Annotated in this window: 27 protein-coding genes; 11 read left to right on the plus strand and 16 right to left on the minus strand. The window is 36.0% G+C overall.

Features of this window, described 5'->3' with window-relative positions; all coding sequences use genetic code 11:
- Window positions 1-84: 84 nt before the first annotated feature.
- The 7 genes from BCER98_RS04760 to BCER98_RS04790 all read right to left on the minus strand — a co-directional run bounded on the left by BCER98_RS04760 (window position 85) and on the right by BCER98_RS04790 (window position 2,379).
- A complete protein-coding gene (locus BCER98_RS04760; protein WP_011983950.1) occupies window positions 85-300 on the minus strand; it encodes a spore germination protein in 216 nt (71 codons plus the stop codon).
- A 64-nt stretch (window positions 301-364) separates the two neighbouring features.
- Window positions 365-733 carry a spore germination protein GerPE gene (locus BCER98_RS04765; protein ID WP_011983951.1) on the minus strand — a complete coding sequence of 123 codons (369 nt, stop codon included), beginning with the start codon at window positions 731-733 and terminating at the stop codon, window positions 365-367.
- Between the two features lie 14 nt (window positions 734-747).
- On the minus strand, window positions 748-942 hold the full coding sequence (locus tag BCER98_RS04770; protein WP_011983952.1) for a hypothetical protein: 195 nt from the start codon (window positions 940-942) through the stop codon (window positions 748-750).
- 4 nt (window positions 943-946) lie between these two features.
- Window positions 947-1,567 (minus strand): spore germination protein GerPC, encoded by a 621-nt coding sequence (gerPC, locus tag BCER98_RS04775; RefSeq protein ID WP_011983953.1) that lies wholly within the window; start codon window positions 1,565-1,567, stop codon window positions 947-949.
- A 60-nt stretch (window positions 1,568-1,627) separates the two neighbouring features.
- Window positions 1,628-1,834 (minus strand): spore germination protein GerPB, encoded by a 207-nt coding sequence (locus BCER98_RS04780; RefSeq protein ID WP_011983954.1) that lies wholly within the window; start codon window positions 1,832-1,834, stop codon window positions 1,628-1,630.
- 17 nt (window positions 1,835-1,851) lie between these two features.
- The gene (locus tag BCER98_RS04785; RefSeq protein ID WP_011983955.1) at window positions 1,852-2,073 is read right to left on the minus strand and encodes a spore germination protein; all 222 of its coding nucleotides are present in this window, start codon (window positions 2,071-2,073) and stop codon (window positions 1,852-1,854) included.
- 126 nt (window positions 2,074-2,199) lie between these two features.
- Window positions 2,200-2,379 (minus strand): aspartyl-phosphate phosphatase Spo0E family protein, encoded by a 180-nt coding sequence (locus BCER98_RS04790; protein WP_011983956.1) that lies wholly within the window; start codon window positions 2,377-2,379, stop codon window positions 2,200-2,202.
- 246 nt (window positions 2,380-2,625) lie between these two features.
- Between BCER98_RS04790 and BCER98_RS04795 the strand changes: the two genes are divergently transcribed.
- Window positions 2,626-3,525: a fumarylacetoacetate hydrolase family protein gene (locus tag BCER98_RS04795; protein WP_081428427.1), complete on the plus strand. Its 900-nt coding sequence runs from the start codon at window positions 2,626-2,628 to the stop codon at window positions 3,523-3,525.
- A 108-nt stretch (window positions 3,526-3,633) separates the two neighbouring features.
- On the opposite strand, the gene BCER98_RS04800 is transcribed toward BCER98_RS04795, so the two are convergent.
- Window positions 3,634-4,824 carry an ornithine--oxo-acid transaminase gene (locus tag BCER98_RS04800; protein ID WP_011983958.1) on the minus strand — a complete coding sequence of 397 codons (1,191 nt, stop codon included), beginning with the start codon at window positions 4,822-4,824 and terminating at the stop codon, window positions 3,634-3,636.
- 216 nt (window positions 4,825-5,040) lie between these two features.
- Here BCER98_RS04800 and BCER98_RS04805 point away from each other — a divergent pair, with 216 nt between their 5' ends.
- Window positions 5,041-5,346 (plus strand): YisL family protein, encoded by a 306-nt coding sequence (locus BCER98_RS04805; RefSeq protein ID WP_235436381.1) that lies wholly within the window; start codon window positions 5,041-5,043, stop codon window positions 5,344-5,346.
- Between the two features lie 58 nt (window positions 5,347-5,404).
- Here BCER98_RS04805 and BCER98_RS04810 read toward each other — a convergent pair whose 3' ends face one another.
- On the minus strand, window positions 5,405-5,959 hold the full coding sequence (locus tag BCER98_RS04810) for a DUF2777 domain-containing protein (RefSeq protein ID WP_011983960.1): 555 nt from the start codon (window positions 5,957-5,959) through the stop codon (window positions 5,405-5,407).
- 242 nt (window positions 5,960-6,201) lie between these two features.
- On the opposite strand from BCER98_RS04810, the gene asnB reads away from it, so the two are divergent.
- From asnB to BCER98_RS04835, 4 genes are all read left to right on the plus strand, one after another.
- Window positions 6,202-8,049 (plus strand): asparagine synthase (glutamine-hydrolyzing), encoded by a 1,848-nt coding sequence (asnB, locus tag BCER98_RS04815; protein ID WP_041809521.1) that lies wholly within the window; start codon window positions 6,202-6,204, stop codon window positions 8,047-8,049.
- 209 nt (window positions 8,050-8,258) lie between these two features.
- Window positions 8,259-9,218, plus strand: a complete 960-nt coding sequence (gene hemH, locus BCER98_RS04820; protein ID WP_041810260.1) for a ferrochelatase — start codon at window positions 8,259-8,261, stop codon at window positions 9,216-9,218.
- A 56-nt stretch (window positions 9,219-9,274) separates the two neighbouring features.
- The gene (locus tag BCER98_RS04825; RefSeq protein ID WP_011983963.1) at window positions 9,275-10,741 is read left to right on the plus strand and encodes a catalase; all 1,467 of its coding nucleotides are present in this window, start codon (window positions 9,275-9,277) and stop codon (window positions 10,739-10,741) included.
- 546 nt (window positions 10,742-11,287) lie between these two features.
- On the plus strand, window positions 11,288-12,610 hold the full coding sequence (locus tag BCER98_RS04835; RefSeq protein ID WP_011983964.1) for an alpha-amylase family glycosyl hydrolase: 1,323 nt from the start codon (window positions 11,288-11,290) through the stop codon (window positions 12,608-12,610).
- A 39-nt stretch (window positions 12,611-12,649) separates the two neighbouring features.
- Here BCER98_RS04835 and BCER98_RS04840 read toward each other — a convergent pair whose 3' ends face one another.
- On the minus strand, window positions 12,650-13,141 hold the full coding sequence (locus tag BCER98_RS04840) for a YajQ family cyclic di-GMP-binding protein (RefSeq protein ID WP_011983965.1): 492 nt from the start codon (window positions 13,139-13,141) through the stop codon (window positions 12,650-12,652).
- Between the two features lie 142 nt (window positions 13,142-13,283).
- On the opposite strand from BCER98_RS04840, the gene BCER98_RS04845 reads away from it, so the two are divergent.
- Window positions 13,284-14,138: a CvfB family protein gene (locus BCER98_RS04845; protein ID WP_011983966.1), complete on the plus strand. Its 855-nt coding sequence runs from the start codon at window positions 13,284-13,286 to the stop codon at window positions 14,136-14,138.
- A 195-nt stretch (window positions 14,139-14,333) separates the two neighbouring features.
- Here BCER98_RS04845 and prsA read toward each other — a convergent pair whose 3' ends face one another.
- Together prsA and BCER98_RS20675 are read right to left on the minus strand one after the other, a co-directional pair.
- Window positions 14,334-15,191: a peptidylprolyl isomerase PrsA gene (gene prsA / locus BCER98_RS04850; protein ID WP_011983967.1), complete on the minus strand. Its 858-nt coding sequence runs from the start codon at window positions 15,189-15,191 to the stop codon at window positions 14,334-14,336.
- Window positions 15,192-15,316: 125 nt separating this feature from the next.
- A complete protein-coding gene (locus BCER98_RS20675; RefSeq protein WP_011983968.1) occupies window positions 15,317-15,448 on the minus strand; it encodes a DUF3941 domain-containing protein in 132 nt (43 codons plus the stop codon).
- A 103-nt stretch (window positions 15,449-15,551) separates the two neighbouring features.
- On the opposite strand from BCER98_RS20675, the gene BCER98_RS04855 reads away from it, so the two are divergent.
- Complete coding sequence (locus BCER98_RS04855) at window positions 15,552-16,409, plus strand: YitT family protein (protein ID WP_011983969.1); 858 nt, start codon at window positions 15,552-15,554, stop codon at window positions 16,407-16,409.
- A gap of 24 nt (window positions 16,410-16,433) precedes the next feature.
- Here the strand turns inward: BCER98_RS04855 and BCER98_RS04860 are convergent, their stop codons facing one another.
- The 3 genes from BCER98_RS04860 to BCER98_RS04870 all read right to left on the minus strand — a co-directional run bounded on the left by BCER98_RS04860 (window position 16,434) and on the right by BCER98_RS04870 (window position 17,682).
- Window positions 16,434-16,631 carry a DUF3813 domain-containing protein gene (locus tag BCER98_RS04860; protein ID WP_011983970.1) on the minus strand — a complete coding sequence of 66 codons (198 nt, stop codon included), beginning with the start codon at window positions 16,629-16,631 and terminating at the stop codon, window positions 16,434-16,436.
- Window positions 16,632-16,772 (minus strand): hypothetical protein, encoded by a 141-nt coding sequence (locus BCER98_RS04865; protein WP_011983971.1) that lies wholly within the window; start codon window positions 16,770-16,772, stop codon window positions 16,632-16,634.
- A gap of 100 nt (window positions 16,773-16,872) precedes the next feature.
- Window positions 16,873-17,682, minus strand: coding sequence for a Cof-type HAD-IIB family hydrolase (locus BCER98_RS04870; RefSeq protein ID WP_011983972.1), 810 nt, complete (start codon window positions 17,680-17,682; stop codon window positions 16,873-16,875).
- 482 nt (window positions 17,683-18,164) lie between these two features.
- Between BCER98_RS04870 and BCER98_RS04875 the strand changes: the two genes are divergently transcribed.
- Together BCER98_RS04875 and clpB are read left to right on the plus strand one after the other, a co-directional pair.
- Window positions 18,165-18,344, plus strand: coding sequence for a YjzC family protein (locus tag BCER98_RS04875; protein WP_041809524.1), 180 nt, complete (start codon window positions 18,165-18,167; stop codon window positions 18,342-18,344).
- 158 nt (window positions 18,345-18,502) lie between these two features.
- Window positions 18,503-21,103, plus strand: a complete 2,601-nt coding sequence (gene clpB / locus BCER98_RS04880; protein WP_011983974.1) for an ATP-dependent chaperone ClpB — start codon at window positions 18,503-18,505, stop codon at window positions 21,101-21,103.
- 30 nt (window positions 21,104-21,133) lie between these two features.
- Here the strand turns inward: clpB and BCER98_RS04885 are convergent, their stop codons facing one another.
- Window positions 21,134-21,316: a YjzD family protein gene (locus tag BCER98_RS04885; protein ID WP_011983975.1), complete on the minus strand. Its 183-nt coding sequence runs from the start codon at window positions 21,314-21,316 to the stop codon at window positions 21,134-21,136.
- 156 nt (window positions 21,317-21,472) lie between these two features.
- Here BCER98_RS04885 and BCER98_RS04890 point away from each other — a divergent pair, with 156 nt between their 5' ends.
- Window positions 21,473-22,207, plus strand: a complete 735-nt coding sequence (locus BCER98_RS04890) for an alpha/beta fold hydrolase (protein ID WP_011983976.1) — start codon at window positions 21,473-21,475, stop codon at window positions 22,205-22,207.
- The last annotated feature ends 28 nt before the right edge of the window (window positions 22,208-22,235 follow it).

A 22,235-nucleotide genomic window follows, 5' to 3' on the forward strand; every position in this document is an offset into this window, starting at 1 on the left:
GAGAAAGGAACTGTGTCACATGACGACAATAAGAATGAACGCTATGGCAGCATAAAAAAGTAGGAGACAATTCTCCTACTTTTTTTATGCTGTCACGATTTGGTCTTGGTCGGCTACATCAGGGTCAAATGTATTTGTTGCACTTACACCGTTAAATGTGTTGACAATAAAAGCAACATTTGAAGCACCTGAGCCATTGTAGGCTTTCGTATTTTCTTTTGGAGAAACATTATAAAAATCACCTAAGTTAAAAGAGCCATTACTGTTTTGCACGATAAGGTTTCCGACAACAGATGGCATAAGATTCCCCCACTTCATTCGTCTTCTTTTCAACATTATATGGGTTATTTTCTAAAAGGTTCATTCATTCCATGTATTGACGGATTTGTATAATCCGAGAGTTGCTAAATACATAGTCAACAGAGCCGATTTGAAAACAAGCTGAATTTAATAGTGTGAGTAAGTTGACATCGTTTACTTCGATAAAAGGGCTTTCGTTTGTAATATTCAGTTTGACATCGGTTGAACGTTTCGGGATTGTAATATATTTATCAGTAAACAGTTTAAAAGCATCAAGTCGACCTTCACCTTTTAAATAAAAAGGGATTTCTCGATGCACTGCAAGAGCTCTACTTTTTAAGGCCATTTGATTTGCATCTCCAACTTGGAAGACGGCGCTAATCCCCATCGAGACGACAGAAGCATTTTGTACGATCGAGACATGTCGAAACATAAGTGTGCTTCTCCTTAACCTGGAGTAGAAGGAACATCTGTAACAAGTGGTACAAACGGTCCTTCTGTCACAGATTCAAACGGTGTATCAAGAATAGAAGAGAGAATAAGGAGATTTGCGTCTCCAATTAAAAAAAGGGAGGAAGAAGATACCCCATTTGTTTTAATTTGCCCTACTTTCATTTCACGGTTGATCACATTTAAGTTCATATACTTACTCCTTTCGGAAATTACCTGGTATATGTTGAATAAAGGAAAGAAAAGCTTTATCAATATCCTGCTTCATCGCTTGAACGATGACAGCATGCAAATGTTCTGGATTCGAAGTGATATCGTCATATGGCTGCACTTGAGACAAATAGTATGGAAGACGATGCTCCATTTGTTTTTTAATATCATCTATCATCATTTGACGATACATTTCATCAAGAGGTGTTCCTTCCTCTCTTTCGAAATGAAGAATTCTATTATATGCTTCTTCATCTAAATAACGATGCATTTCTTGAATAATACCTTGATAAAAGTCTGGATGAATATCTTGTTCTGTTTCAGGGTTTACTTTCAATGTTTCTGTATCCACTTGAAAGTCTTCAATTTGTTGTTCGGTCTTAGCAAAAGGATTTAAGCCGATATTTAATGTCCCATTTAAATTTTCTACTTTTAACTGATCGAATTTGTACTCCACTTTTCCTATAGAAGAGGAGGGACGACTTTTTAACTCTTCAATTTCTTCTTGTAATGTATGCACTTGTTGTTCTAAAGCATGAATGGTGTTTTGTTGCTGTTGAAGAATTTGTTGAAATTGCTGTAAATAAATATATACATCTTGATTCATGAAATATAATCTCCTTTTCAATAGGGAGGGTGCATGCTATATATTTATGATGGAACTCGGTTAAGAAGAACTAGGTGTTGGGTTAATCGAAATAATTTGTCCTTTTGCTTTGAGCGGACGGACGGGTGCTGTAAAGCCTCCTGTATTTGAAAATTTGGAGAGGGATTTAATACTTCCAGCTGTTCCAATTTGAAAAATAGAAGATGTTGTAATACTATCTATTTGAATTTTGTTAATGATAATACTCTGTTGCACATAGAAGTTCAATGTGTTATAACCTCCTTTTAATTCGTCCCTACAATCGCTTGGTCAACGACATCTGTATCATTAACAGTTGTTGTATTTTGATAGTTATATACAGACACGTTATCTCCAACATTAAAAGAACCAGCTCCTGCAAAGGCACGAGAGTAACTAATCGGTCGAATTGCGAATACATCTCCGATATGAAAAATTCCGCTTGATCCAATATTGACAATGCGAATCTGTCCGACCATTGCTGGCATAGCAAACACCTTTCATCAATAAAATTTTTAGTTTGTTATTATGTATGACTCGAAAAGTATATATATGTTTCATAAAACGGAAGTCTCTGTTTTCTTTCTACTTAGGAAAAATAAAAGACATACACTTTAATGAGTATGTCTATCTATCGTATGAATGGCGGTAGTATTTGTTTGTATAAGAGAAATAATATTTAAGAGCTTGTCCAATTCTTGACTGCAATTTACTGTTTTTTGAGAGGTAATTCCATAACGTTCAGCAAAATAGATCATTTTTTTTCGCTTTTTTTCAATTACTTGCTCAAACATACAATCGGCTCCACTCTATATAAATTTTTAAATGTATATATGTAGTACAAATTATACAAAAATTCCATAAAAAAGAAATCGCTTCGATAAAAAAAGTAAAAATTCTACATTTTATTTGAAAAAGCAACTAAGAACCAATTGTAAAATAAAGAATATTGTAAAAAATAAGGAAGGATAGAAGGTTTTTTTCTAAGGAATGCGAATACAATTATAGTGTATGGAGTTTTAGGATGGAGAGTGGAAATTTTGCGTTTGGTGACGGTGAAGAAAGATGAGAAAGTGTTTATTGGTGTTGTAGACGAAGAGGAAAAGAAAGTGCTGCATTTAAGAGAAGCACAAAAACAAAAGGGTGAAAAAGTTACGCTTCCAATTACCATGTTAGAATGTATTGAAAGAGGAAGCGAATGTATGGAAAAGGTGCGTGAAATTGTAAATTGGGCAAACGAAAATAAACTAGCAGCTTACTATTCCTTACAAGAAGTGAAACTATTAGCTCCTATACCGAGACCACGGAAAAATATTCTTTGTGTTGGGAAGAATTACCGTGAACATGCGATCGAAATGGGAGGAGAGGAATCTATCCCAAACAATATAATGATTTTTACGAAGGCACCTACGACTGTAATAGGGAATGGTGAAAAAATTAATAGCCATTCGCACGCGACGAGTGAATTGGATTATGAAGGGGAACTCGCGATTGTCATTGGAAAGCGAGGCAAACAAATTCCAAAAGATAAAGCAATGGAATATATATTTGGTTATACGATTGTAAATGATATAACAGCGCGGGATATTCAAAGGAAGCATAAACAATTTTTCTTGGGGAAAAGTTTTGATACATTTTGCCCGATGGGGCCGTATTTAGTGCATACATCAGGGATTCAGTCTCCCAGTCAATTACACATTGAAACAAAGGTAAACGGGGAAGTTAGACAAACTTCTAATACGGAAAATATGATATTTCCGATAGAAGAAATTATTTCTACTGTGAGTAAAGGAATGACGCTTGAGCCTGGAGATATCATTGCAACCGGGACGCCCGCGGGCGTTGGAAAAGGCTTTAATCCACCAAAATTTTTGCGTGCTGGTGATGAAGTGATCGTAACAGTCGAGGGCATTGGAACATTAAAAAATATCGTAAAGTAAAAGACTACCTTTTTGAAAAGAGGTAGTCTTTCTTTCAATCTTTTAGTTCAAATGTCATTTCAAATCGTAAGAGAGGCTGTCCGAAAAAAGAGGATCGCCTAATTTATATTAAGATAATACAGCTTTAATTTTTTGGAACGCCCACTCTAAATCGTCTTCAGAAATAACAAGAGGTGGTGCGATGCGAATGACATTCTCATGAGTTTCTTTACATAGTAAGCCTTCTTCTTTTAATTTCTCGCAATATGGACGAGCAGGCGTATTTAATTCGATTCCAATAAATAATCCTTTACCACGAACTTCTTTAATCATAGGATTCTTAATTTCTTTTAATTGGCCGATTAATTTTTCTCCTAGTTGAAGAGAGCGCTCTGTTAATCTTTCATCTTGTAATACATCGAGAGCGGCAATCGAAACGGCACATGCAAGTGGATTACCGCCGAATGTAGAACCGTGAGAACCTGGTTCAAATACGCCTAGAATATCGCGGTTTGCTGCAACACAAGAAATTGGGAATACGCCGCCGCCTAGTGCTTTACCAAGGATATACATATCAGGGATGACCTCGTCCCAATCACATGCAAATAGCTTACCAGTACGGCCTAGTCCTGTTTGAATTTCATCTGCAACAAATAGAACATTCTCTTTCTTACATACATCATATGCTTCTTTTAAGAATCTAGCTGGTGGAATGTTGATGCCAGCTTCACCTTGAATTGGTTCTAAAATAAATGCTGCTGTATTCGGTGTAATAGCCGCTTTTAATGCTTCTAAATCGCCGTAAGGGATTACGATAATACCAGGAAGCATTGGGCCAAATCCGCGTTTATATTCATCGTTGGACGACATAGAAACTGCGCCCATTGTACGTCCGTGGAAGTTGTCTTCACAAACGATAATTTCAGCCTTATTTTCTTCTACTTTTTTCACATCATATGCCCAGCGGCGTGCTGTTTTGATTGCAGTTTCAACAGCTTCCGCGCCTGTATTCATTGGAAGAATCATATCTTTATGAGTAAGTTGTGCTACTTTTTCATACCAAGGGCCTAATTGGTCGCTATGGAAAGCACGTGAAGTAAGTGTAACGCGATTTGCCTGTTCAATTAAAGCATTGATAATCTTTGGATGACGATGTCCTTGGTTTACTGCAGAATATGCACTAAGTAGGTCCATATAACGATTACCTTCAGGATCTTCTACCCAGACACCTTCAGCTTTTGCGATTACGATTGGAAGTGGGTGGTAGTTGTTAGCTCCGTATGTGTCTGTAAGTTCAATAATATCCTTTGTTTCAATCATGATTGTTCCCCCTTTTGTTATTACAAGAAGTTTGTAAATACTCTAAATATTATATCATTTAAATGTGAAAAAGCGAAACATTTCCTAAAAAAGAAATAGACATGTTATCATATAAAGTGAATAAGTGTGACAAAGAGGAGGTTGGGGATTGTGACAACACATTTGCATATTACAGCATGGATATTAGGACTTCTTTTATTCTTTGTGGCGTATTCTATGTATACGGCAGGGAGAAAAGGAAAAGGTGTACATATGGGATTGCGTCTTATGTATATGATCATTATTGTAACGGGCTTTCTGTTGTATCAAAGCATTATGAAAACAGCTACAGGCAACATGCACATGTGGTACGGCATTAAAATGCTAGTAGGCATTTGGGTTATTGCTGCAATGGAAATGATTCTTGTGAAAACAAGTAAACAAAAACAAGCAGGAGCGTTTTGGGTGCAATTTATTATTGCGTTTGTTGTTGTACTATACATTGGATTACGATTGCCAATGGGATTTGCACCATTTGCGTAAAACAAAACCATCTTATTTTCCGTACGGAAGCATAAGATGGTTTTTTATTATATCTTGTTTATTGTGCATCTATATGCAATACTTCCCCATTTGCCTTTGTAAATTGAAATATATCTTTAGCACATGAGGAATAGCGGACATAATGATGGTGAAGAGCACATATCATGTCTTCGTTATCAAATAAAAGAATATTGACGCCTTCACATGGTTGCTCTTTCGGCTGCAATGATAAGAAGTTATGACAATAGATACAATCGTATAAAGAATAATGAATTGTTTGCAAAGTATCGATGAATAGAGAGAATGCAGAGTCAGATAGTTCTTCTATCCATTCGTTGTAACTGAAGAGCAATTTTTTTCGAATTCGTATCATTTCACCATTTTGCAAAGGGTGATGTTCATCGGCAATTTGCAATATATTTTTTTCGTAAAAGCGAGCTGGCAACCAATTGTTGTTATATAAAACTTCAAATCCATCTTCAATGATATCTTCTAATAAAAAAGCTTCATCATTCTCATCATCAAAAAAAATCCATTCATCGTTTATATACTCCACGTTCCCGATTGTATGAGCGCGCGGTTGATTATACAAAATATGTTTACGTTGTTTCATTTGTTATGTCTCCTTTTATAAAACTTGTTATTTCTGTTATGGACAGTTCAGGAACGCTTTATAAGTATGGAACACCTAATTTATATTGGGCATAGAATAAACACACACTTTAAGTAATAAATGCTTCATCATGAGAACCAATTAGGCTTTTACATGTCATATCTTCATTTTTCCTTTTTGGTTCTATTCAGCTTTTGAACGGAGTAAAGTTATACGGATATAGGATAGGAAGGATGATTTATATGTGCGGGATTACTGGATGGATTGACTATAAGCGGGCGTTAGAAGGAGAAAAAGAGACCGTTATGAAGATGACGGAAACGCTTGCAAAACGCGGGCCAGATGATACGAATATTTGGATTGATAAACATGTTGCTTTTGGACATAAACGATTAATTGTAGTAGATCCAGAAGGCGGAAAACAGCCGATGACTTGTCTAAAGGAAGAATCCAACTATACAATTTGTTACAATGGCGAGCTATATAATACAGAAGATATTCGAAAAGAGTTATTGCGAAGAGGTTACACATTTAAAGGACATTCCGATACTGAGGTGCTATTAGCTTCTTATATAGAATGGAAAGAAGAGTGTGTTAATCATTTAAACGGTATATATGCTTTTGCAGTATGGGACGAGAAAAAAGAGCATATTTTTATCGCAAGAGATCGTTTAGGGGTAAAACCATTATTTTATAAATACGATAGCGGAAGATTACTGTTCGGTTCAGAACTGAAAGTTATATTGGTGCATCCTGATGTCAAGGCGGAAGTAACGATAGAAGGTTTGGCAGAAATATTTGGACTTGGCCCATCTAGAACTCCTGGACATGGTGTATATGCTGGTATTCAAGAATTGCGGCCAGGCCACGCACTTACATTTTCAAAAGATGGTTTATGTGTATGGAGATATTGGAATGTAGAAAGTAAGAGGCATGAAGATTCATTTGAAGAAACGGTCGAGAAAACAAGGTTTTTATTACAAGATGCAATTACGAGACAATTGGTTTCAGATGTACCGCTATGCACATTTTTGTCGGGCGGAGTCGATTCAAGTGCAATAACGGCAATTGCCGCAAAAGAATATGAGCGCTCCGGAAAGGGACAGTTACACACATATTCTATCGATTATGAAGATAATGAAAAATATTTTCAAGCAAACGCTTTTCAGCCAAATTCAGATGCACCATTCATTGACCTCATGACGGAAACGTTCCGTACAATCCATCACCGCTGCGTCATTTCTAATGAAAGGTTAGCAGAATATTTAACAGAGGCTGTACTTGTTCGTGATTTACCAGGTATGGCAGATATTGATTCATCTTTGTTATGGTTTTGCCGAGAAATAAAACAAAAGTTTGTCGTGGGTTTATCGGGGGAGTGTGCAGATGAGATATTTGGTGGTTATCCATGGTTTTATAGGGAAGATGATTTACAATCTAGTGCATTTCCGTGGATGAGATCAACGAGGGCGCGGGAGCAACTTTTAAAGGAGGAATGGCGCCGAAAATTAAGGCTGCAAGAGTATGTGCAGCAACGTTATGAGGAGTCGGTACAAGAAGTACCAGTTTTAGAAGGTGAAAGCACAGTGGAAGCGAAACGACGACAATTATTCTATTTCAATATGATTTGGTTTATGACAACATTATTAGACAGGAAAGATCGCATGAGTATGGGAGCAAGCTTAGAAGTGCGCGTACCATTTGCAGATCATCGCCTTGTCGAATATGCATGGAATATTCCTTGGGAAATGAAAATGTATAAAAATCGCGAAAAAGGTCTACTGCGAAAAGCGTTAGAAGGTATATTACCCGATGATATTTTATATAGAAAGAAAAGCCCATACCCAAAGACGCATAATCCTCATTATACGAAAGTAGTAACAAGATGGTTACAAGAGTTATTAGAGGATAAGGGATCGATTTTACATGAATTATTTGATAGAAAAAAATTACAAGAATTAATTGAATCAGGGGGGAGTGCGTTTCAAACACCGTGGTTCGGACAATTAATGACCGGACCACAACTTTTGGCACATGTAGCACAGATTCATATTTGGTTTAAAGAATACGGAGTAAATATTAAAGAATAGGAAAAAATGGCTCACGCGTGTTGTGAGCCATTTTTATTTTCACCAATCGGGGTGTTAATGCAGGAGAAAATATCAAATAAAATCCATAATCATATTATAAATAATATTTATTTAGAATTATTATTTTGACATATTTATTATTGATTGATACACTTAGAAACAGATGTTCTTGAAAAAGATTCTCATTTATAAAATTGAGGTGTAAACAAATAATGAAAAAGAAAATAGGTTTACTTGTAATGGCATATGGAACACCGGAATCGTTGGAGGATGTAGAAGCGTATTACACGCATATTCGACATGGTTGTAAACCATCTGCGGAAGCGCTTGAAGATTTAATTATGCGCTATAAAGCAATTGGTGGTATTTCACCACTTGCAAAAATTACAAAGGAACAAGCTCGTCAGTTAACTGCTTCATTGAATGAAAAATTTACAGATTATGAATTTGTTTGTTACTTAGGATTGAAGCACATTGCTCCTTTTATTGAAGATGCAGTAGCAGATATGAAGCGTGAGGGGATCGAAAAGGCAATTAGTATCGTATTAGCGCCCCATTATTCAACATTTAGTATTCAAGCATATAATGACCGTGCAATTCATGCTTCAAGAGAAATAGGAGGTCCTGTCATTGAACCGATTGAACAGTGGTATGACGAGCCGAAATTTATTGCATACTGGGCAAATCAAATAAAAGAAACATTTGGGAAAATTAAACATAAAGAAAAAGCGGTTGTCATTTTTTCAGCGCATAGTTTACCAGAAAAAATTATTGCTGCTGGTGATCCTTACGTAGAACAGCTCCAGCATACTGCAGATTTAATTGCAGCAGAAGCTGGCATTCCACATTATACAATTGGCTGGCAAAGTGCGGGGAATACAGGGGAGCCGTGGATTGGACCAGATGTGCAAGATTTAACGAGAGATTTGTATAAACAGAATGGTTATGAATCTTTTATATATTGTCCAGTAGGTTTTGTGGCAGAGCATTTAGAGGTTTTATATGACAATGATTATGAATGTAAAGTTGTGACGGATGAATTACGTGTTGCATACTTTAGACCAGCTATGCCAAACACGCAAGATGTATTTATTGATTGTTTAACTGAAATTGTTTCTAAAAAGGTAAACAAAATGATTGACAATAAGTTAATTTTGAATAATAATTAAATTATAATAATTTTAAATAAATAATAATTGTTAGTAATAAAGAGGAGGCTCTCTTGATGAATTTAAATAATCGCTTAACAACAAACCAAGGTGCTCCAGTTGGAGATAACCAAAATTCTCGTACAGCAGGTCGTCGTGGTCCGGTCGTATTAGAGGACTATCATTTAATAGAAAAACTTGCTCATTTTGATCGTGAACGTATTCCAGAGCGTGTTGTCCATGCGCGTGGTGCAGGTGCTCACGGTGTATTTGTAACGAAGCATAGTATGAAAGAATATACAAAAGCAGCATTTTTACAAAAAGAAGGAACAGAAACGCCTGTATTCGTTCGTTTCTCAACAGTTATTCACGGCCAAGGTTCTCCAGAAACAGCACGTGACCCACGCGGTTTCGCTGTTAAATTTTACACAGAAGAAGGAAACTATGATCTTGTAGGGAACCATATACCTGTTTTCTTTATTCGTGATGCGATTAAATTCCCTGATATGATTCATGCTTTAAAACCAGCACCTGATACAAATATTCAATCACCAGATCGCTACTGGGACTTTATGACATTATCTCCAGAGTCCACTCATATGATGACATGGGTATTCTCTGATTACGGAACACCTGCAAACTATCGTCAAATGGAAGGTTTCGGGGTGCATGCATTTAAATGGATTAATGCAGATGGCAAAATTGTATATATTAAATATCATTGGAAACCACAGCAAGGTGTACGTAACTTAAATGCGAAGGAAGTTGTAGAAGTACAAGGAAAAGATTTCAATCATGCAACTCGTGATTTATTTGATGCGATTGAAAGCGGAAATTATCCAAAATGGGATCTTTACGTACAAGTGATGCAAATTGATGAGATGGATTCTTTAAGCTTTGATCCATTAGATACAACAAAAGTATGGCCGGAAGATCGCTTCCCTCTAATCGAAGTAGGAACAATGACATTAAATCGCAATCCACAAAACTTCTTTGCTGAAGTAGAGCAAGCAGCGTTCTCTCCAAGTGCAACCGTACCTGGTATTGAGCCTTCTGAAGATAAAATGTTACAAGGACGATTATTCTCTTATCCAGATACACAACGTTATCGCCTTGGTACGAACTACTTACAAATTCCAATCAATTGCCCATATGCAGCAGTTCGTAACCAACAGCGTGATGGTGCAATGCAAGTGAATCAAAATCCATCAACGATTAACTATGAACCAAGTCGCCATGCGGAAAATCCAGTTGAAGATCCTAATTACCGTGACTCAACTATGAAACTTGAAGGTTATGTATCTCGTGAAAAAATTGAAAAACCAAACGACTTCGAGCAAGCTGGTGAACGTTACCGTTCATTTACAAAAGAAGAACAAGATAACTTAATCGCAAACTTAGCAAATGATTTAAAAGATGTGCATGAACAGACAAAATTACTTGCAATTTGTAACTTCTTCCGTGCCGATCGTGAATATGGAATGCGTTTGGCAAAAGCTTTAAATGTTGATATCTCAGCATATGTAGGAAATCTTACAAAATAAGTAGTTTATATTCTCTAATATAAAGTAATGGTTACATTTAGAAAAAAGACGACTGAGGGATAAATGCCTCAGTCGTCTTTTGGTTACTTTTTGCGTTTCTTATGACAATGACATTTGTAGTAATAGTAGTCATGGTGCTTATCATAGTAGAGATGATCGTATTTATCTTCATATTTGTCATAGTACTTATCATGTTTGTCGTAGTATCTATCTTTGCATTTGTCTTCGTAATGATCTTCATATTTATCGTAGTATTTTTTATAACATTTACATTCCAAGTCGTAATGATGATCGCATTTATCGTCGCGTTTCTTATAATAGTATCCCATATTTCTACCCCTCCTTTTTATTTGTTACTACCACTTTATGAAATAAAAGAGAGAAAGTAAGTGTGCTTGTCCATTGTGATTAAAAAATCCGCGGTCTCTATATATGGTAAAAATAAAAAATCTCTCGTGTAAGAGGAACTGTGCAAGATGTGATATGCGTTTTTGAAAGAAAATTGATATACTATTCTTACAATTAAGATAAGGTTGGGGGATTTGTGTGAAAAGAATATGGCGAGGTACATGCACTTTGATTTGTATAACAATTTGTCTCATCATGCCTATACAACAAAGTTTGGCAAAAGAAAAAAGAGAATGGCAAGATGAAGTGGTATATTCCATTATGATTGACCGCTTTAATAATGGAGATGCGAAAAACGATAGCGGTCTGAATACGGAGAATTTAGAGGATTATCAAGGCGGGGATATCTCAGGAATTATAAAGAGGCTTGATTACATAAAAGATATGGGATTTACTGCAATTATGCTTTCACCTCTTTCGGAAAGTAAAAAATATGATGGAACAGGTGTGGGGAATCTGCGACAGGTAAATGAACATTTTGGTTCATTGCAAGATGTAAGGAAGCTTGTGCAGGAAGCTCATAAAAAGGAGATGAAAGTGATATTTCAATTTATCGCTGGAGAAGAAGATTCGCGACAAATGGTAGATGTAGTAAAATGGTGGATGCAAGAAGTAAATATAGATGGAAGTTATTTCATACATAGTGAAAAGTTGTCCAATGATTCGTTACATGACATGAAGAAACAACTAAAAGATATAAAAAAAGATTTTGTAGTTCTAACAGATGAAAAGGAAAGTGCACATAACGATTACTATAAAGCAATAACGAATGCATTTTCAAAAACAGATCGCTCCATTCAGCCATTATATCATGCAAGTTTAATAGAGGCGGAGCAAGTTATGAATACATATATTGATCATCAAAATACGAAAAGGTTTGTGCGTCTTGTAAAAGAAAATGGCTATTATCCGCCAGCTCGTTTAAAGTTAGCACTTGCTTATTTATATACATCTCCAGGGCTACCAATTGTCTATTATGGTACCGAAATCGCGCTAGATGGCGGAGACGTTCCAGATAATCGGCGGTTAATGGACTTTAAAACGGATGAAAAGTTTTTGCGATATATAACAAAACTAGGAGAATTAAGGAAAGAACTGCCGTCTTTACGCCGCGGTACCTTTGAACTATTACATGATGAAGAGGGAATGAGTATACTAAAAAGAACATATAAAGATGAAGTTACTATTATTGCTTTAAATAATACGAAAGTAACAAAAAAAGTTGCGTTGCCGGCAAATATAGTAGGAGAAAAGCGACAATTAAGAGGGCTGTTAGAAGATGAAATCATAAGGGAAGAAGGTGGGAAGTATTATCTTGTATTGAAGCGGGAAGAAGCAAATATATATAAAGCTGGTGAACAAACAAGTATCAATTGGGTATTTGTATCTATGATTGTACTTGTAAATCTTGCATTTATCGTGTTTTTAATTGCAGTCAAAAAGCGTGGGAAACAGGTATGAATAAGAAAACATCCTCCGCATGCGGAGGATGTTTTCTTATTAACGATAGTTAATGAATTGTACATCAATTGGTAAATCAGCGCTGCGAATTGCTGCGATTACTGCTTGTAAGTCATCACGGCTTTTACCAGTGACACGTACTTGATCATCTTGTACTTGTGTTTTTACTTTTAGTTTTAAATCTTTAATAATGCTGTTAATTTTTTTCGCATTATCTTTATCGATACCTTGTTGTAAGGTTGCACGTTGACGTACTGTGTTGCCAGCAGCATTTTCTACTTTTCCGTAGTTTAAGTTTTTAATGGGTACGTTACGTTTAATAAGTTTTGAAATAAGAACGTCTTTTACTTGTTCTAATTTAAATTCGTCATCAGAAATTAAAACAAGTTCTTCTTTTTCTAATTTAATGTCACTTTTGCTTCCTTTAAAGTCATATCGATTTTGAATTTCTTTTAACGCGATGTTAATAGCGTTTGTTACTTCAGGTAATTCTATTTTTGAAACGATATCAAAAGAACTCTCTTTTGCCATAGGAGCACCTCCAAATTAAATTCCACTTCCTATTATAGTTAATTTTGGGCAGTTGGACAAATAAAGGAAAAATCGTGTTATAATGTACTTTTGTTTGGAATGATAAAAATATAACTTTATATATAGAAGGGAATTAAAAAGTATGTATTTTAAACCAGGATCGATCGAACAGGTAACGGTTTTACGTCAAACGGAAATCGGATATATGGTCGGGCACGATGAAGAAGAAGTGTTCCTACATAAAAATGAAGTTGCAGGGGATATTGAAGAAGGTGACACAATTGATGTATTTTTCTATCTTGATCACCAAGAGCGTATTGCTGCAACAATGAAGACTCCACTTATTACAACAAGTGATTGGAATTGGGTAAAAGTTGTTGAAGTGAAAGAGCGCTTAGGAGTATTCGTTGATATCGGTGTTTCGAAAGATATTTTAGTACCAGCGGATGAGTTTCCTATTTATACACCAGTTTGGCCTGAAGTAGGAGATGAATTATATTGTACGCTAAAATTAACGAAGCGTGGCCGCTTAATTGCGTTACCAGCAAGAGATGCAGACATGCAAGAAATTGTAGTGGAAGCAACTCCATCTATGCGTAATAAAAATGTAAATGGGCGTGTGTATCGCTCACTTCAAGTTGGATCATTTGTATTAACAGATGAACATTTCCGGGCTTTTTTACATCATACAGAACGAAAAGAGCAAGTTCGTATTGGTCAGCGTGTAACAGGTCGTATTATTGACGTGAAAGAGGATGGTACAATTAATATTTCACTTCTGCCTCGTAAAGAAGAGGGAATAGAAGATGATGCTACGGTTATTTATGAATATATGGAAAGTCGCGGGGGCGCCATGCCATTTTGGGATAAGAGTTATCCAGAAGACATTAAAGAACGATTCAATATGAGTAAAGCAGCGTTTAAGCGTGCACTTGGTAAATTAATGAAAGAAGGAAAAGTGTATCAAGAAGAAGGCTGGACATACTTTAAAAAATAAGAAAACGAACAAGCACTTTGCTTGTTCGTTTTTGAAAAGAAACCTTGTCATAATTTGTCGGGAAATCGATATCCCTTGTCGAATCGCCGATATATTTTATTTTGCGCCGATATATCGTGCTCAACCGCCGATAAAAGTGTTACTTGCGCCGATATAATTTCATATACCGAGCACTTTGCTCATCTATATTCCTATTTATTGTTGTTGCTTTAATAAACTGGAGAATGTATCTTTTAAATCGCTATCTTTTACGTTAATATCAGCTTTTTTGAATTCATTTAATAATATTTTTTGATGGATAGCTTGATCTGCTATTCGTTCTTTTTCGAGATTTTTACGAATGGAATCTTTTACTTCATTGTATGGTTTTAACTCTTTTTTGTCAGTTAATTTAATAATGTGGTACCCATATGATGATTTAATCGGTTTACTAATTTCTCCGACCTTCAATTTATAAGCTGCTTCTTCAAATTCAGGTGCCATTTTCCCTGGACCGAAGTAACCAAGGTCGCCGCCTTTCTCTTTGGAACCTGGATCTTCCGATTCTTGTTTTGCTAATTCTTCAAAAGAAGCACCTTCATCAAGTTTTTTCTTAATCTCGTTTGCTTTTTCTTCATTATTTACTAAAATATGGCTTGCTTTAATTTCAGGTTTATAATTCGCTTTTATATCTTTTTCGGTGATGCTTTCTTTAATCGCCTGTTCCATTGCTAATTTAAAGCGAATTTGATTTTTAAAGTCATCTTCATCTTTCAACCGATTACTTTCTAATACTGCTTTAAATTGATCACCGAACTGCTCTTTTGCCTTTTTGAATTCTTTATTGACCGCTTCATTAGATACTTTATATTTTTTTGTCATGATATCTTGTGCCATCATTTCGTATAGTACATCTTTTCCGTAGCGACTTTTTAATTGCTTCTCAAAATCACCTTTTGTAATGGTTGAAAATTTCGATGTCGCAATGGCATCTGAACTGCCTTGTGCACCACAAGCAGATAATGTGAATGTTCCGATCGCTAAAGTTGCAATGAGTAATGTTTTTCTCTTCATATTAGCACCTCATCAGAAAATGTTATTGTTATTGTAGAATAGAGAAGTGAAAACGAAGTGAATTTGAGATGTTTTTTAGCAAAACGTAAAAGTACATCAACGGTTTAGTTGATGTACTAAGACTATTAAAGGTGATCAGTTTTTTTCGAGTATGCGCGTTTTCCTTGCTGAATATTTTTTTGCTCTTGTTCATTTTTTAGAGCGCGTTTTGCATTATTATCACGTGCTTTTTTATCATTATCACTTGTATGTGGCATATGTATCAACTCCATTTCTAAACAGTTATATGTTTATCATTTCCGTTTTCGTAAAGACTATGTATACTGATAGTGAGGAACTCTTGACCGAGGTGAATGACAGATGGATTTGAAACTCAATTATGTAGAATTGATGAAAAAGTTAATTATTGTAATCATTGCAGGTTTATTAAATGCCATTGGAATGAATTTATTTTTAACACCGGCAAAGGTATATGCAAGTGGTTTTGCAGGTCTGTCTCAATTACTTTCTCAAATATTAAATGATTTTGCATCGATCCATGTATCAACAGGTGTGCTTTTCGCACTGTTTAATATTCCGGTTGTTATATTAGCATGGAAAAAGGTTGGAAAAGCATTTACTTTATTTAGTTTTTTATGTGTTGTCTTTATGACGTTATTTTTAGAAATTATTCCAGTGCGAGCTGTTTCACATGATATTATTTTAAATGCAATTTTTGGTGGGCTTATTTCAGCGATTGGAGTAGGGATTGCATTAAAGTGGGGAGCATCTACAGGTGGTTTAGATATTATTGCAATGATTATATCGAAGGTAAAAGATAAGCCTGTCGGAACATACTTCTTTTTCTTTAATGCCATTATTATTCTGGCCGCGGGATATGTATATGGCTGGGAGAAAGCACTTTATACATTAGTCACTTTATATGTATCATCGCGCATTATTGATGCGATTCATACACGCCATGTGAAAATTACAGCCTTTATCGTGACGAAAAATGGCACTGATGTACGAAAAGCAATTCAATCACGTTTAGTGCGAGGCATTACGACCGTACCGGCGACAGGGGCATATACGAATGAAAATAAAGAAATGTTAATGATTGTGATTACACGTTATGAGTTATACGAGTTAGAAAGAATTATTAAACAAGTCGATCCAGGGGCATTTACAAATATTGTGCAAACAGTTGGGGTATTTGGCTTATTTAGAAAAGATTAAAGAGGACCATTTCGGTCCTCTTTTTTAATATGCATTTGTAATACTTTGCAATTGCTCTTGCATTTCACGAAGCTGTATTTTTTCAGCTGTACTTGAATGAGTATAAGCGGACTGCAAAGCGTTTTTTGCTCGGTATACGAGTTCTTGCTGCTCAGTACCACTTGAACAAGAAATGGCTTTCGAAACAGCGTCTCGTGCTTGCTGAAATAGTAAGTTCCCCATTTAAACCCCTCCAAGAGAAGAGTTGTTTCGTTCTTTTTCTGCATCAGCTAATGTACCGCGGTACGGGAATCTTGCATCATGCTTCATAACAGCATCTCGACCTTGCTGGATAAAACGTTTTGATTTGTTCTTTTTACCCATTCGTAATTCCCCCTTTTGTTAGCTGAAAACAATTGACGCGACTTGCGTCTACTTATAGTATGAGCGATTTAAGGTAAACTATAAGTAGGGAATTTTTAGATTACAATCCAAGAGCCTCTTCTAAATAAAGGGCAATGCCGTCTTCCTCATTCGTTAATGTTGTGTAGTTTGCAAGCGACTTTAATTCAGGAATCGCATTTCCCATAGCGATACCGTGACCTGCATACTCAATCATTTCGAAGTCGTTATCTTCATCACCAAAAGCGATAATGCGCTCTTGTGGAATGTTATAATGGCTTGAAATCTTTTGCAATCCAATCGCTTTATTCAGACCGCTTTTTACGATTTCAATAATCGGCCAAGGAGCGCCCCACTTGCGGTGATCAATGACTTCAGCATGCATATCTGTTAAGTGCTGACGAATTTTATTTGCTTGCTCATCAAGGGTATCGATTAATAAGCATGTTGGATGGTCTTGTAGAATATTTAATAAATCTCCTGTGAAAATATTTGGAGAACCAAATTCAAAAATATGTTTTTTATCCTCATCAATTTCTCGAACATATACATCATCCATCACTTCAGCATAAATATTTTTTACACCAAAATCGAAGCAAGCTCGTACAATTTCTTGTGCAGTTGAAAGTTCGAGAGGTGAATGATGTGTCCCCCAATTTGCGTCAAGTGGGTGATGTACATATGCACCGTTAAAATTTACAATCGGTGTGTTTAGACCAAGTTCTTGATAATATGTTTGACTAGCGCGAAATGGACGACCTGTTGAAATGACAACGATATGTCCTTGTTCTTTCGCTTTTTCGAGCGTTTGTTTTGTTCGCGCTGAAATCACTTTATCATCTGTTAATAGAGTACCATCTAAATCTAATGCAATTAAATGCTGTTTTTTCATATTTTTCACCTCTTATAAAATTTTTTATTTCGATCTGTATTTCCATTTGTTTTATGCAGAAATAAGAGGTTGGAAAAGGGAGACCTCCATAGATGAAAGTTTCACTATATATCCATCTTACGTCGTGAAGTGCTAGAATGTCCACTGTTTATAGCTTAAAATAAGAAAAGTCAATATATTTTTAGAAAGTTCAAATAATATTTCTTTCATTTTGTACAATTTGTGAAAAGGGTTACATGAACTGGGCTATACAGACTATAATGAAAACGTAATCTTCTCGTATATGTTTGACTCTCCTTTGAAACTGATCTCGTATAGATCAGTTTCTTTTTTTTCAACATACTTGCTTTATTTTCCTTCTTTATTAAATAAATACATATGTGTAGGATCTAAAAATATGATTTGTTTCCTAAACATAACAGAAAGGCTTTTTGGAAAATGGATATACTAATGTTGTAAAGATTCATGGAAGGAGAATGAAGATGGGACAAAGTCATAGATTTCGTGCTGGGCAAAAAGCTCCAAACAATGGGCTCTACGTCGAGATTGGTGAAACTGGCAGTATGGTAAAAAATCCTCAAATGGTAAAATTAACAGCTGGTGAAAGATTCCCGGAAAATTCAAACCATAACCGCCAGTGGACATATAAAAGAAAACCGTAAAGAGACCCGCAGCTTATTGCTGCGGTTTTTTATGTAACTTCTGAAATATGCAATCAAATTGATTGTATAAAAAAGGAGATAAGAGTATAATAAATTACAAAAGGTCAAAGAAAGTCAAATAGTCAACAAAGGTCAAAAAATGTGGAGGAACTGTAAAGATGGACTTAAATCAAATGACGACAAAAACACAAGAAGCGATTATGAGTGCCCAATCTTTAGCGGTATCTCATCATCACCAAGAAGTAGATACTGTTCATCTATTGCTTGCGTTGCTAAAGCAGCAGGATGGATTAGCGGTACGTATTTTTCAAAAAATGAATGTGAATATAGAACAATTAACGAAAGAAGTGGAAACGCTTATTCAGAAAAAGCCATCTGTAACAGGAAGTGGGATAGAAGCTGGGAAACTGTATATTACAGGCGCTTTGCAACAATTGCTCGTTAAGGCAGAAGCGGAAGCGAAAAAACTGCAAGATGAATACATTTCAGTAGAACATGTATTATTAGCTTTTTGTGAAGAAACAGGGGATGTAAATCGTCTATTTTCTAATTTCCGTATTACAAAGGATACATTACTACAGTCTTTAATGGCAGTTCGGGGGAATCAAAGAGTGACAAGTCAAAATCCAGAAGTAACATATGAAGCGTTAGAGAAATATGGCCGTGATTTGGTCGCAGAAGTGAAACAAGGAAAAATTGACCCTGTAATTGGACGCGATAGTGAGATTCGCCGCGTCATTCGCATTCTTTCGCGTAAAACAAAAAATAACCCTGTGTTAATTGGTGAACCTGGTGTGGGGAAAACAGCCATTGTGGAAGGATTAGCGCAGCGAATTGTAAAAAAAGATGTACCGGAAGGATTAAAAGATCGCACCATCTTTGCGTTAGATATGAGCGCCCTTGTAGCTGGAGCAAAATTCCGCGGGGAGTTTGAAGAACGTTTACAAGCTGTATTAAATGAAATTAAAAAGAGTGAAGGACGTATTCTGTTATTCATTGATGAACTGCATACAATTGTAGGAGCTGGGAAAACAGAAGGAGCAATGGATGCTGGGAATATGTTGAAACCGATGCTTGCGCGCGGCGAGCTTCATTGTATCGGTGCGACAACTTTAGATGAGTACCGAAAATATATTGAAAAAGATCCGGCGTTAGAACGTCGTTTTCAACAAGTATTAGCGGAAGAGCCAACGGTGGAAGATACGATTTCTATTTTACGTGGTCTCAAAGAGCGTTTTGAAATTTATCATGGTGTAAATATCCATGACCGTGCGCTTGTAGCAGCTTCTGTATTATCTGATCGCTATATCTCTGATCGTTTTTTACCGGATAAAGCAATTGATCTTGTTGATGAGGCATGCGCTACCATTCGGACAGAAATTGATTCTATGCCAACAGAATTAGATGAAGTAACGCGCCGCATTATGCAGTTAGAAATTGAAGAAGCGGCGCTTGGAAAAGAAACGGATCGCGGTAGTCAAGAAAGGTTGAAAACATTACAGCACGAGTTATCTGATTTAAAAGAAGTGGCAAGTGGCATGCGTGCGCAGTGGGAAAAAGAAAAAGAAGAAATTCATAAAGTACGCAACTTGCGCGAGAAATTAGAGCGTTTGCGCCGTGAACTGGAAGAAGCAGAAGGAAACTATGATTTAAATAAAGCGGCTGAACTTCGTCACGGTAAAATTCCAGAGGTAGAAAAAGAATTAAAAGTAGCAGAAGAAGCCGGAACACATCATGAAAACGAGAACCGTTTGCTTCGTGAAGAAGTAAGTGAAGAAGAAATCGCAAATATTGTTTCGCGCTGGACAGGAATTCCAGTAGCGAAATTAGTAGAAGGAGAACGTGAAAAGTTACTGCGATTAGAGCAAATTTTATCAGAGCGTGTAATTGGTCAAGAAGAAGCAGTAAGTCTTGTAGCAGATGCAGTTCTTCGTGCGAGAGCAGGAATTAAAGACCCGAATCGCCCGATTGGTTCTTTCATTTTCTTAGGACCGACAGGGGTTGGGAAAACTGAACTTGCGAAAACATTAGCACAGTCGTTATTTGATAGCGAAGAACAAATGATCCGGATAGATATGTCTGAGTATATGGAAAAACATGCGGTATCCCGTTTAATTGGAGCGCCTCCAGGATATGTAGGATATGAGGAAGGCGGACAATTAACAGAAGCGGTTCGTCGCAAACCATATTCCGTTATTTTATTGGATGAAATTGAAAAAGCACATCCGGAAGTGTTTAATATTTTATTACAAATGTTAGATGATGGTCGCATTACCGATTCACAAGGACGAACAGTCGACTTTAAAAATACAGTAATTATTATGACATCAAATATTGGATCCGCATATTTATTAGAAGGATTACAAGAGAATGGCGCTATAAAAGAGGAAGCAAGAGACCTTGTTATGGGGGAACTTAGAGGACATTTTCGTCCTGAGTTTTTAAACCGTGTAGATGAAATTATTTTATTTAAACCACTTACAACTCATGAAATAAAAGGAATTGTTGATAAGATTGTAAAAGAATTACAAGGACGTTTAGTGGAGCGTCATATTACAGTTGCATTAACAGAATCCGCAAAAGAATTTATTGTAGAATCTGGGTTTGACCCTATGTATGGTGCACGTCCGTTAAAAAGATATGTGCAGCGCCAAATTGAAACGAAACTTGCAAGAGAATTAATTGCAGGAACAATAATAGATAATAGCCATGTAGTAGTAGATGTAGAAAATAATGAATTCGTTGTGCATGTGAAATAAAAAATGTCCGGACATTGATCCGGACATTTTTTAATGTTGCTCTGCTGGTTCGTTTGGAATTGCAGCTGCAATTGCCATTACAAGAATTGCAAGAACAACTGAGAAAATAGACGCTTGTTTAAAATCGTATATACCGCCAGTCATAGAGCTAATTACATAACTCATCATATGTACAAGCAGGAACGACCAAATAAAGGCCCAAATTACACGCATCTTTTCACACCCCTATTCGTTCAATCTGCCTTTATTGTAACACAATTGAAAAAAGAATATAGAAAAATATTTGTGGAATTTTCAAAGCAAATTCGTATTCCATTCATACATTATAAAGAGAAGTTTTTTATGTTTAGAAAATAAGGCGGGAGACAAATGAGTATTACGGAACGTTTTTTCTACTTGGAAGAAGAACCATGTGTGATTTACTTACCAGAAAAACCTAATGGATTTTGCATTATGCTTCTTGGCGATTACAACTACTTTATTGAGAATGGTACAAGTTTATGGATGCAGCACACAGGAAGAGCGTATTTTTTAAATGGACTTATAAAGAAAGGATATACCGTTTTTTCATCCAATCTATACGGAAGACATTGGGGAAATGATCAGGCTGTTCGTTTAGCAAAGCGATTATATCATGTTGTGATGAAGAAAGAGACCTTAAATGAAAAAATTCATATATTGGCAGATGGAATGGGAGCGCTTGTAGCTCTTGAGATGATGCATCGTAATCCGGAATGCATACGTTCTGTTGCTATGTTAAGTCCATGTCTAGATTTACCAGCATATGTGGAATTTGAGAAAGAACATAAATTTTTCTATAAAAGATTAGTGAAAGAGTTATTGCAAGCATATGAGGTGAAGGAAGTAGAGCTAGCGACGAAAATTGATAAAAAATCATTCCGATATTTACCTTCTTGCGTGCCAGTTAAAATGTTTGTCTCGACACAAGAAAAGAAGGAACGTAAGCAGCTGTTTCGGGAATACGAGAAACAGCGATTGGATAAGAAATGTGACACATCTTTATCGTTTCACTTACAAGATGTGAAATATAAAACGATTCATCAAGTATGTCGTTTTTTCAAAAAATACGAGGAAGAATTATGAAGCTCCAACATACATAAAGAAGGAGCTA

Origin of the sequence: Bacillus cytotoxicus NVH 391-98 (assembly GCF_000017425.1) — a bacterium.
Classification (GTDB): Bacteria; Bacillota; Bacilli; order Bacillales; family Bacillaceae_G; genus Bacillus_A; species Bacillus_A cytotoxicus.